Here is an 11276-nt window from a genome sequence, read left to right as displayed (position 1 = left end):
CTGGTCTCGGGGCTGTGTCGCTACTCGGTGTCGGTGCTGTCCGCTGCAGATGTGACCGCAAACAGCCGCTGGCTCACCCTTCACTGCGGGGTGACGCGTGTGCCCTTCCATGGCTGACCTGCCGGACGGAACACGGGGACTGTTCCGACCTGGTGTGGTAACGGGAAGCAGTGTCGAACTGTTTCCGATACTATTTACCGTACGAGTTCTGTTCATATAAGAACTTTGCCCTCTTATGTGCATACCGCCGATAAATTCCGGTCCGATAGTCGTTCGAATGCGGGGATGGCGGGGCACACCCATGTTACCATGTCTCATTATTTTGGCATTGGTTTATATACTGTGTCGGTTGTCAACTGTTCTCTCTGGTGGGTCGGCCAGTGTTTAGCGCTGGATTGATGTGAATCTGTTGCCGGATTGATTGACGAACGAGAACGGGACACACGGCAGCGCCACTCAGCGCATCGCTGTTGCCGTCGTGCAACCGAGTGCCGGTATCTGGGCCTGGGACGGACCAGCGGATTCTTGCCCGTCCACACCGATTCGGCTGTATGGACCTGTCGGGCCTCCCCGATGACTGGACGGTGTGGAACGAGACCGACGAGAAGCTCATCCTCGCGTACCGCCCGGACGTGTTCGACTCGGAGCAGTTCCCGGCACCGTGCCTGCCGACTATCTACCTCACGCGCGGGAAACGGACCCGCCGCCCCGGCGCTGACCGGACCGGAGAAAGCTGGTATGTTACCTTCTATCTTGAGCCCGAAGTCGAGCGCGACGCCGATTCCTACGAGGGCCGCGACGCTGCCGTTGAGGGCGCTGTCGCACTCGCCACTCGGTTCGCCGACGGCGAGCTGGACTACCGCTCGCTGTATCAGGTGCCCCGCGAGGCGTATCTGGACAAACTGGACGCCCTGACCGGGCGGACATGACGCTTTACCGTGCCGGCGTTGTATAACCCGGTATGACCACTGTCACGCTCGTCGGGACGCGCCTCGCCGAGGTCGGCGCGGAGTTCGTCTACCGCGGCGAAGCCAGCGGCTGTGCTGACTGTCCCTACCGCGACCAATGCCTCAATCTGACGACCGGAAACCGCTACCGGATCACCAACGTCCGCCAGAGCGGCCAAACGCTAGACTGTGCCGTGCATGAAAACGGCGTTCGGGCCGTTGAGGTTGAGCCCGCACCGATTCAGGCCAACGTCCCCTCGAAGGGTGCGTACGCTGGGAGTAAGGCGTCGCTGCCGGGCCCCTGTCCGCACACCGAGTGTCCCAGCCACCCCTACTGTGAGCCTGCTGGGGCTGAGTTTGATGAGGAATATCGGATATCCGAGATTGTTGGTGACCCGCCGCATGACTACTGTATGCTAGATCGAGATCTGACGTTGGTGGAGTTGGAAGCTCCCCAAGAATAGCTTCGTGCCACCTCCATTCCCAGGCCAGAGATTCGTAAGGACACTAGATAGTCTATTCAGGGACCTTAGCTGAAAGTAACACTTTGTGCAGAGTCATATGACACCCTCTGTGGTATTCAACTGTGGTGCATACCTGAAACAGATCTATGCTTTCACTTCCAGCGGGTGTGGCACACCCCAGAATCGGTTGATTATTCAACAATAACACGAATCAAATGATTACCTTCCGTGAATGATCTATGGGATGCACAAATCTCTATCAGTATCATCACTCTTATATTAGACTATATTTAGCTCGGGATATATTGTATCATGAATAAAATATTTCCTATGAGTCGGTCAGATGTCACATTGATTGCAATCAAGTTTGCTGGCATACGTTTCTCGTCAACCTAAATTCGAACATACCCTCTATTGCATCGGGTCAAGATCCTCAATCAGTTCTGGGATTGCTGGCCTTCCACTGTTACCAGCAAAGCCGTTAGCTAGAATAGTAGTTCTTGTATCATGTTCCCAGCACCGACTACATCCGCTGCATCGAACTGCTGGCCATATCGGCATCCGAAATATTGTGTGATGGAAACACACAAGGTAGTACAATTTCAGGTGGAATCTCAATTCAAGAAGCAGGGCCGACCTACCCAGATGGAATAGTGTACCGACCGCGGGATAGGGTCAGTTGCTTCTGGAATTGTGGTTTCGAAGTTGGTTCCAAAATCGAACTACCCTTGGTTTCCGAAAAGAACGATTCAGTTATTGCGCTCCTTCAATACCTGATATATCCACAAAGTTGGTTCCACCAATGCCCGATGTAGAGAGGTATGCAAAATGAACACCCGAGGTTGCGGAACTGGTGTTTCCCAATGCAGTTTTCGCTGGGCAACCTTGGGAAAATCCACCGGTAGAATAAATCAAAGCAGTTCTAGCACTCCCTAGACACCAACCAACAAGCAGACAGAACGGGCAGACGGGCGAAACATGAGGAAAAGGCAGGCGAGCGGGGCGCTCCGTGGGAAATACAGATCGGTGACTCAAAATATACCAGAGTAGTAACTATCTCCAACCTTAGAGAGAATCGCAAGACTGCAACCAAGGTTGGAAATTTTGATGCACCCGAAACCTCAAATTAAAATAACAAACCGGCATGACATGGTAGTTCCAGACTGGCTTCGAGCAGGGCGCTGTCCGACGAATAGAGCCGCGTTGGCCAGTTAGCTACGGCATTTGCCAGCTGATATCCCCACGCATCTAGCCAGGCTCGACAGCGATTAGTCACCTTGTTGCGGGGCTGGAGCCCTGGGTTGGACACCCCCAGATCGACAAAGAACGGTTTTGGCCATGTGTAGCGGGCCCACTCAACCCAGGCTAGCCTTGCAGGTCACGCGGATCCGGGCGATCGACCCGATCAAGCAGCTGGTTAACTGTGATGATGTCCGAGAAGCCGGGTTCGTCAATGGTGAAGGAACTCGCAGGGGTGCTTTCGGAATACGTTTTCTCGACACGTGGCTCGCCCTCCAGTGGATCATTGAGCGCGGCAAGAATCTCATGAGCGGCGTCGTGCGACATGGCGACCCAGATGGCCTCGTCGGGATTACACGCGGCCATCTTATCGAAATCAGCAGGGACAGCGCGTCGATGGTCGTTGTTGACGCGTTCGGCCTCAAGCGTAATACGGATCTCGCCCTCGGCATCCAACCCGACAAGGTCCAGCCGATGCAATGAGTAGGACTCTGAGACTTCCTCGACAGCGTCTTCATCCGTCCCCATGAACGTCGCAGCCGGGAGCGAGCCGTCCTGAATTTCGTAGTAGGGGACGACCTGTGTCACTGGTGACTCCGGGTCCGCGGCGTACTTGTGCTCGAGATAGAGCCGGGCCGCCTCCACGGCGAGGACGTGCTCGCTGGATTCCTCAAGATCACCACATTCGTGGCCGTAATCGACGCCACGGCGGTACGATTCCCCGATAGCGTCCCTGCCTGCAGGGGTCACCGAGTACAGGCGATGGGGGCGGTCCGTATCGTGGCGCAGGACGTCGGCATCGAGAAGGTCCTGGACGGCATCGCTCTCGATACCGACATACTCCTGTAATCGAAGCATCGAATCGGACAGGAGATCGTATTCAAGCGGGTCATATCGGAGTTGCTGGGCGTTGTAGACCGCCTGCAGGAAACACAGCTGTGTTGTCGACCATTCACTGTTTGCGCGTTCCTCGGCCGAGCGCTTCAGATTCAGCGTACAGATCGGCACGTCATCAGGGTCGACATCGGCAAGGGAACCACAGCAGGCGATCGCACGCCGCATCCCGTCGATGGACGGATCATACCGGTTCCCACAGTCCTGACAGTGCAGGGCGTGACTCTCACGGTCGTAGGAAACCGTCTCCGGGAGCCGACGCGTCTGTGGGAGAGCGCTATCGACCCGCACAGGCGCGGACTCGTCGGTCGGATCATCGCTGTCACCGGTTTCGTCGGGAGTGCTCGGTGACGCAAGGGTGAGTCCAGCTTCTGACCGTGTCCGCGCTGTTACGTCCGCAACTATCGGCTCGATATCGTCGGTTGGGATCGACTGTCCGGGCCCGTCTGGATTGCCAGCTGGGAGTGGCAAAGATTCCACCTGAAACGGTCGTGGTTCGGGGTGGTCGAAAGGGGCGGGTAACTGAACCAGCCACTCTCCGCGGGGGAGCCACTTGAGCTGGTCGGCAATCTCTTGTTCTGACATATCCGCGGTGGTGAACCGGCTGGCCAGTCGGTCGTCAGTTGGGACATTGCCGGTGATGAACGTCGAGACGTTGTTGAGCAACTCTCGATAGACGGCGTCGTCGATCCGGCGGAGCTGGTCGGGAAACTGCATCGCGAGTGTGATCCCGACACCGAAGCCACGCGACTGTGAGAGCAGATCCTGTAAGATATCCGAGGTAGCAACCGAGGCGGCTTCTTCGAGATATACATTAACGAGATTATATGATTCTGTCGAGGGTGTCGACTGGGCGCGCCGGCGCAGGGCAGACCAGAGGTTCGACAGTAGTACAAGCGTCATAACACGTTGGGTGTCCGTGCGAACGCGGCCAGTGTCGACAACGATGACGACGTCCTCATCGAGGAACTCACCAAAGTCGAAGTGGGGATCGTCGTCGCTAGGGACGTGATTGAACAGACGGGCCAGTCGGCGGTCGACAGGAATCTTCTCGATCCGGTTGGCGACTCCCTGCATGATCTCATCGAACGAACGGGCGCTGTTGGCCACGACACCGGAAAGCAGTCGTTCAAGATCCTCGTCGGCCACGGCCGGGGCGGACTGCCGGTCGTGCATCTCCTGGGCAGCTGCGTGCAGGTCACGATGCTGAAAGGCGTCGTCGCCGTTGACCGGGTCAAACAGCGCTTTCACCAGATAGCGGATGATATCCGGCGACCGGACGGCCTGTTCAAACCGGTCACGGCCCATGATCCCCACGAGTAGTTCGAGGTAGTGGTCGGCTTTATCCTCAACAGCGGTGGTCCGAGAAACGCCAGCCTCGAGATCCTTGCGGATATCAAAAAACGAGAGGGCAGGTAACAGCGCGGCACAATCGAAGTACAACACGTCATCAAGGTCGCCGTACGTGGCGTAGTGAGCACGCATATACTCGGTAGCCATCCCACCTCCTTTCGGCAGGAACACGATATCCGCTCCGTCGGTGGCCGCGTGGTTCGCGAGGATCCCGTTTGTGAGACTGGTAGACTTGCCCGACCCGGTTTTGCCAAACCATGCGACATGTAGCGACTGGAGTGACGGCGGGAGCGTTACTGGCTCGTCCCGGGCCGTCCCGTCCTGTGAGAGCGGACGGCCAAGCGGCAGGCCGTCGTCACGAAAGGGGGTGAGATGTGACGGCGGCGGCGGTGGGAGCATGCGTCGCTCACCGGGTGTCGTCGCGAGGGCACGTCTGGCTGCAGTCGTGAGCGCGCTCCCATCGAGCAGACAGAAGCTCCCCAGTTCGCTCGCGTCGGCGACGATCCCCGGACTGGATGGAGTAGTGAACGGAAGGCGGTACTGCAGTCGGTCGTAGTCAGCGGGCCGGAACGCCCGGTCACAGATCTGGGTTCGAAGATCGGTTGCGTCCGTTCCCGTGCAGACGGTGCCGGTAATCTCGTAACAGGAGTGACTCACCTCGGCGAAGGCTGTTGCGAGATCGTCGGCGACGTGTTGGTCCGTGTCGTTGCACAGGACGGCGCGGACGTTGACCTCGAAGGAACGACGGGGATCCCGGTCGGCGAGTTCTTCGAGACGCGTCCGGTCTTCGACGGGAATCGGCGTGTCGGTGTGGCTCCTCTCGGCCGGGCCCAGCAGTGCGGTGATAACCTGTCCGGCCCACGATTCCCGACCCTCTTCGAGCGTTCGTCGGTGGAGATCTCTGTCGGTCGACCAGTCCGTTTTGGGGCGGATAAGTATCTGCAGGAGAGTTGGGCCCTCAGTGGCGGCCATCGACTCGACGACGCTCGCCAGTGGCGTGCGGACGTGCTCGCCGTCGTGCTGAAACTCGTGTAACGGCGTGAGCCGGGTTTGCCAGTCCTTGCGTCGTTCGGGTTGTGCTTCGAACTGCACGCCGGCTGCGGGCTCTTCAGGGAGCAGTGTCGGCGCCCACTGGACCGTCTGGAACTCGTAACTGTCCGGGAACAGTGTGCGAAGGATACGCTCGAGTGGTTCCTGGAGGTCCGGGGTGTCGACGCCGACGTAGTACTGGATGGTCTGCGTGTCTTCCGGTGGGGCGACTAGATAGACTTCGATCGTTGGTTGGGACCCGGTGAATCGGTCTAGAAGGCCAGTGTTGGTGTTTTGGGATTCTAGTCTATGCAGGCGTTCGAACTGCGCCTTGACGGTGTCCGGATCCACTGGTTCGTCTGTCGGCGTGATCCGGATGTACTGCCGGGTCTCCTCGACTGGGACCGGTAAATTTTCTTTTGCCTTCATTGTAATTTACTTTGTATGTGTTTGGTTTAAAATGTTTGGAGGGGCGGCTATGTTGGCATAGAAAGCCCCCAGGCGCTCCAGTCGGGGGGCTCTCACGGCTCGCTTTGCTCACCGTTCGAGTGGTCGCGGCGCGGAGCGCCGCACACTCGCTGCGCTCCAGTCGGTGCTTGCGTCGCCCGCCGTCCCGGAGCGACCGGCCCCTTTCAGCCCCACCCGTTCGGATGGTCAGGTGGCTACAGATGTGATTGGAGAGGATGTCAACAGCACAACTGACGCTCCTCGAAAATAGAACAAGATCGTTGTCGGTCGTTCCGCTCGCTCACTCCAATCGAATTCAGGGGAGATTCTCACACGCTTTCCCATCATCGTCACCGTCTAGCCCATGTGCACCACCAGATTCCTCGTACACATCCTGGGCAGCCGACTGTGATGAGAAATCGTCGCAATCGTAGTCACCGCTGTATCCGGACGACCCAGCATTGGTCGTGTCCGTTTTGATCGCACTCGGCTCAGGTGTCGGACTGGGTTCTGTGTCTTCCGTGTTGAGGACGTCGCCGGTGTCCAGTGGGGATACAAGACCAATAGCGCCGACAATACCACCCAGTACAACGAGAAGCACAACGAACACAATCGCACCAGCAACTGGGTCTTCGGCCGTCGAGATCTTCAACGAGTACCCGAGTACGAGACACAGGCCGACCGCGAACGCGCCCTGGCTTATGTTTCCGTTCAAGAGATCGGTCACGCCACTCGCTAACGCCACGAGACTGACACCGACAACGAGCAGCCGTCCTTTGCGCATCTATTACAGGATACTTACCAATTACATATACAGCTTGGGTATGGGATCTCTCGGTGACTTCCAAGTCCGTGTAAAGGGGGCTCTCTCGACTGTTATCGGCAGACGTGGGTGAATAATTACATACGGGATTCCAAGCGACCTCTCACCGTTCGCCGGAACAATAAGAAGTTCCACTATATCTGGAAGCTTGGCTGTGATACTGTTGTGCGGAAAGACGATATCCGCATCCACCTCGATTCATATGGCCTCGATATGCCGAAACACAGGGCGTACACCTACTATGCCAATGAACATGAGCAACTCTGTGTTGAGCTAACGCGGACAATCTTAGACAAAGTGAATCATCGTGACCTGCTTTTGGAACCCGGCTTGGGAAAAGCACAGTTTGCGACGCGGCTAGAAGAGATGCCGTAATACTGCAAGAAACAGTCGCTGAACCGGACGACGTCAGTCCTGTAGATGGGCAACCGAACGGGCTGCCTGTTCGGCGCGCTCGCTTTGCGAAAGACCGTACTTTTCTTCGAGGGTTTGGACTGCTTCGTGGATATCCATTGGAAGGTACCTGCGTTTCATATCCCGGCAACCTATATTTTCCTACGTTCCATCAGCAACGACAAGCCGGGGTGTTCACGAACTGTTCGTGCCAATATCTCGGGGCCCCAACAGTCATAAATCTACGGCTGACTCAGGTGGGATTCTACGGGGATCAGAACCCGCGCAGGCTTTTTGGTTTTATATTCGGAATTGATCTGCTCTTCGTACCAGTTTTGGATAGGTCTATACGAGATCTTAGATGCCCTTTCTGGTCGGTAATTATCTTCTCACCCCTGTGTCCTTATTCAGACCACCTGCTGCCCCCACAGCCGGAAGGGGCGACACTTCAATCGAGGCTCGGATAGTTCACACTCGTCAAATCCGTCTTTCACTCGGCTCGACATTGTCTGTACATCAACTGGTTGTGGCCCGCCCCGCTCGCCCTGCCGCCCTTCGCAGCGAGTCGCTCCCTCCTCGCGGGTCGTGCCTCCCCGCTCGTGACGGTCACTCCTCGCAACGCTCGCGACTGACCATTCCGGACTTCGGGCGGGTCGATGCACGCGGCTGATCAGAGTACCCAGGTCACCTTCGCGCTCGCCGACGACACCGCGGGGGCGACCGCGATCGCGAAGTTCCTGCTGGACTACGACCTTGACCGTTGACACTGTCTCCATCACGCGACCACCCAAAGACGACGAACCATACGAGATTGTGGCGACGATCAATCTTCGAACGGACGAGGGGTGACGGACGACCCGCTTGGGGCCGGTAGGCACAGAGGTTTAGACGCGGTGTCTAATACCACTACACATGTCCGATGACGAGCCAACGGAGCGACCCTCGCTCGAAGCGGTGACCGAATGGGACGGCGGCATCACCTGGTTCGCGCATCCCGAAGAAGACGCCATGCGCGGGAGTCAAGCGCTCGCGACCGAGCGCGGCGTCTGGGTTGTCGACCCCCTCGACGCAGACGGGCTCGACGACCGACTGAGCGACCTGGGCGAAGTTGCCGGCGTGGTCGTGATCCACGACCGCCACACGCGCGACGCCGAAGCAATCGCGGCGCGCCACGACGTCGCCGTGCATGTCCCGGACTGGATGGACCTGACCCGCGAGAAACTCGACGACGACCCGGAGCCACTCGAAGCTACACTCCCCGGCACGAACTACGAGATCCACCGCCTTATCGACACAGACGAGTGGGGGGAGGCGGTTCTCGTCGACGAGGCCGGTGGGACCCTATTCATCATGGAGACACTCGGCACCCTCCCGGGGTTCTGTGAGGGCGACAACGACATCGGCGTCCATCCTGCTCTCGACGAGACACCGGAGGTCCTCGCCGACTACCACCCAGAGCGCATCTTGGTCGGGCACGGCGAGAGTATCTACGAGGACGGCGCGACGAAACTGGCGGCAGCACTCGACGCCGACTGAGCCGACCCCGAACAGGCACGGTTAACGAGCGAATCGAGCACGGTAACGCGGGCTTGTCCCCTTCACAGCTCCTGTCATTTGAAGTATATTTTTATGCCGCTCAGTCGCCTGGTATCCAACAGGATCACTCGCGGCTCGCCCGTTGAAGTCACGATCGACGAGGGTTGGGCGACAGGCGCGGTGCCGCACGAATTCTCCAAGCCTGCCGTCTCCCCGATGATGGGCGGCCTCCAGCGGAACATCGAGAACGCCGACGACCGCCCTGCCGACGAGGTCGCAAGTGCCGACGCCGCCCTCGCTGCCCTGACTGCCCAGCACTTCAGCGCAGGGACGGCGACTGAGGTGTACATCTACACGACGGATACCGCGGCCGGCGAGGGGGCTGGAATCGTGCTCGCGAGCGAGGGATACAGGGATTCAGTGACGTTCGTCAACGGCTTCCGGTTCATTGAGGACATAGTCCCCTGAGACACCTGACTGGATTCTGGTCTGATTCGGTGAGAGAGGACACTCGAAAGCCCTCGCCCGCTCGACATCCCGCGACCGCCGCTGCGCGCCTCGTGCCTGCGGTGCTTGCGGGGTCGGGGGACGACCGAGGCAGCCTCGCCCTTTCTGAGTCCACCAGGACGGTGGATGGCTCATCGAGCGTCGTAGTCGGCTGAACAGGTGTGTCCATGACGGCCCGCCCCGCTCGCCTTGCCGCCCTTCGCGTCGCTCGCGACCGACCATTCCGGGCGGTCTGCCTGCAGTGGCGGGCGGACTGCCGGGCTAAAATGCATGTGCCTTCGACGCCAGCGGGTTAGCTTGTCGGTTGCGCCCCTCGCGGGCTTTCGCGTTCCAGTGTTTGGTGCCGACTGCGCCCTCGCGCCACCTGACGGCGCGAGTACTCGTCGACAGTCACACTGGACACGAACCCGCCCTCCGGGCCGGACACGAGCAAGCTAATCCCGCTGGCCGCTCGCTCCGGGCGGCGTGGTGGCGCGCGTGGCTGGGTTATTCATCGCACGAAAGCGCTCTCGCTCGCGCCCACTGGGGCGCTCGCGAAGGCGCGAGCGAGAGCGCAGTCGGGACTGTCGGGCAGTTGTCGTCGTGAAAACCGCGATGTTGCAGCATCGCGGTGTCGGCGCGTGAGCGCCTTCGGAATCGGACTGATTCCAATGTCAGGTAAGAAGGTCATTCGTGATAAGCGTACGGTCGCACAGAAGCGAAAAGACGAGAAGCGCGGTTGGGTCGTCGACGAGACACCCGAACTGCGGCGGTCGGTCGAACAGGAGATCCAAGGGAAAGTCGATACGAATCACCCGGACAGTTGCCGGTCGAGCATGACGCTGGCACAGGAAGAGGAAGCGATGGCGCGGGATATCGAGATCGCACGAACTCGGGCCCGGGTCGGCGAGCAAATTGAAACGCGGGAAGCGGGGTCGCGACAGGCAGTGCAGGAGGCGAGGCAGCAGGCACGCAAGCGGTTCGACGAGCGGGCCGCGAGCGTGGACCGATGGCAGGATCCAGTGAAGGACGACCCCAGAGAACTGCTCTCGCAGTCAGAGCTCGCAACGGTCAACAGGCAGGCAGCGCGGTTGGCGAAGCAACTCGATGGCTGGACGCGGGCGGCGATCGGTCGGCGGCTGGCCGAGCGGGTCGCAGACGGCCGTGGGATGACGGATGCAGTCGTCGATGTCTATGACGAACTGGATCAGGCGGCCGGGACAGTCATTCCCATTGCGAAGGTCGGCGAGGTCAATCGCGGCGAGGTGAGCGTCGAAGGTCGGGTAGAACAGCTGTGGGATCCCTCAAGCCCCAAAATACAGAACGTCGGGCTCCTTGAGGATGAGAGCGGCAGAACGCGTGTGACAATCTGGAAGGCCTCAGAAGCTCCCTGGATCGAGGAAGGGGATAAGGTCCGTATCCACGGGGCCTCGGTGAGCTGGTACGAGGGACGCGCCTCGCTGGCCGTGACTGGCTGGTCTTCCATCCATTTCCCCGAACGCGGTCGGTGGTGGGAATAACGGGCTAAGGCCTCTCTTTTTTACTGTCTGCCGGACCGGCCCAGACCCCTCCACCCCACCCTCCGCTCCGTGCTCGCTTCGCTGCGCGCGCAGCCACGACCTCGGGTGTGGTTTATTAATGGGCCACAATGGGTGGCCCGTCCCA

At 59.2% G+C, this 11276-nt stretch carries 8 protein-coding genes and 1 pseudogene; 6 read left to right on the top strand and 3 right to left on the bottom strand.

Features of this window, described 5'->3' with window-relative positions:
• Positions 1 to 551: 551 nt before the first annotated feature.
• Both ACODNH_RS19095 and ACODNH_RS19090 read left to right on the top strand, forming a co-directional pair.
• On the top strand, positions 552 to 929 hold the full coding sequence (locus ACODNH_RS19095) for a DUF5820 family protein (protein ID WP_434530849.1): 378 nt from the start codon (positions 552 to 554) through the stop codon (positions 927 to 929).
• Between the two features lie 32 nt (positions 930 to 961).
• Positions 962 to 1411: a UPF0179 family protein gene (locus ACODNH_RS19090; protein ID WP_434530848.1), complete on the top strand. Its 450-nt coding sequence runs from the start codon at positions 962 to 964 to the stop codon at positions 1409 to 1411.
• Between the two features lie 1365 nt (positions 1412 to 2776).
• Here ACODNH_RS19090 and ACODNH_RS19085 read toward each other — a convergent pair.
• Entirely contained in the window at positions 2777 to 6355 is a 3579-nt protein-coding gene (locus tag ACODNH_RS19085) for an ATP-binding protein (RefSeq protein WP_434530847.1), read from the bottom strand.
• A gap of 334 nt (positions 6356 to 6689) precedes the next feature.
• Positions 6690 to 7157 carry an excalibur calcium-binding domain-containing protein gene (locus tag ACODNH_RS19080; protein ID WP_434530846.1) on the bottom strand — a complete coding sequence of 156 codons (468 nt, stop codon included), beginning with the start codon at positions 7155 to 7157 and terminating at the stop codon, positions 6690 to 6692.
• A 1344-nt stretch (positions 7158 to 8501) separates the two neighbouring features.
• Here ACODNH_RS19080 and ACODNH_RS19075 point away from each other — a divergent pair.
• Together ACODNH_RS19075 and ACODNH_RS19070 are read left to right on the top strand one after the other, a co-directional pair.
• The gene (locus ACODNH_RS19075) at positions 8502 to 9125 is read left to right on the top strand and encodes a hypothetical protein (protein ID WP_434530845.1); all 624 of its coding nucleotides are present in this window, start codon (positions 8502 to 8504) and stop codon (positions 9123 to 9125) included.
• 138 nt (positions 9126 to 9263) lie between these two features.
• Positions 9264 to 9593 (top strand): annotated as a pseudogene (locus tag ACODNH_RS19070) (hypothetical protein); the annotation flags it as partial.
• A gap of 170 nt (positions 9594 to 9763) precedes the next feature.
• On the opposite strand, the gene ACODNH_RS19065 reads toward ACODNH_RS19070, so the two are convergent.
• Positions 9764 to 9904 (bottom strand): hypothetical protein, encoded by a 141-nt coding sequence (locus ACODNH_RS19065; protein ID WP_434530844.1) that lies wholly within the window; start codon positions 9902 to 9904, stop codon positions 9764 to 9766.
• A gap of 68 nt (positions 9905 to 9972) precedes the next feature.
• Between ACODNH_RS19065 and ACODNH_RS19060 the strand changes: the two genes are divergently transcribed.
• Complete coding sequence (locus ACODNH_RS19060) at positions 9973 to 10218, top strand: hypothetical protein (RefSeq protein WP_434530843.1); 246 nt, start codon at positions 9973 to 9975, stop codon at positions 10216 to 10218.
• A gap of 64 nt (positions 10219 to 10282) precedes the next feature.
• The gene (locus tag ACODNH_RS19055; protein WP_434530842.1) at positions 10283 to 11131 is read left to right on the top strand and encodes an SOSS complex subunit B family protein; all 849 of its coding nucleotides are present in this window, start codon (positions 10283 to 10285) and stop codon (positions 11129 to 11131) included.
• The last annotated feature ends 145 nt before the right edge of the window (positions 11132 to 11276 follow it).

The organism is Haloarcula sp. NS06, assembly GCF_051122755.1.
Classification (GTDB): domain Archaea; phylum Halobacteriota; class Halobacteria; order Halobacteriales; family Haloarculaceae; genus Haloarcula.
This window is presented reverse-complemented; position numbering and strand designations above follow the sequence as displayed.

Coding starts and splice junctions, on each gene's coding strand:
- ACODNH_RS19075 (WP_434530845.1), top strand. CDS start 8,502: ATGTCCGATGACGAGCCAACGGAGCGACCCTCGCTCGAAGCGGTGACC.
- ACODNH_RS19085 (WP_434530847.1), bottom strand. CDS start 6,355: ATGAAGGCAAAAGAAAATTTACCGGTCCCAGTCGAGGAGACCCGGCAG.
- ACODNH_RS19065 (WP_434530844.1), bottom strand. CDS start 9,904: ATGCATTTTAGCCCGGCAGTCCGCCCGCCACTGCAGGCAGACCGCCCG.
- ACODNH_RS19095 (WP_434530849.1), top strand. CDS start 552: ATGGACCTGTCGGGCCTCCCCGATGACTGGACGGTGTGGAACGAGACC.
- ACODNH_RS19080 (WP_434530846.1), bottom strand. CDS start 7,157: ATGCGCAAAGGACGGCTGCTCGTTGTCGGTGTCAGTCTCGTGGCGTTA.
- ACODNH_RS19090 (WP_434530848.1), top strand. CDS start 962: ATGACCACTGTCACGCTCGTCGGGACGCGCCTCGCCGAGGTCGGCGCG.
- ACODNH_RS19055 (WP_434530842.1), top strand. CDS start 10,283: ATGTCAGGTAAGAAGGTCATTCGTGATAAGCGTACGGTCGCACAGAAG.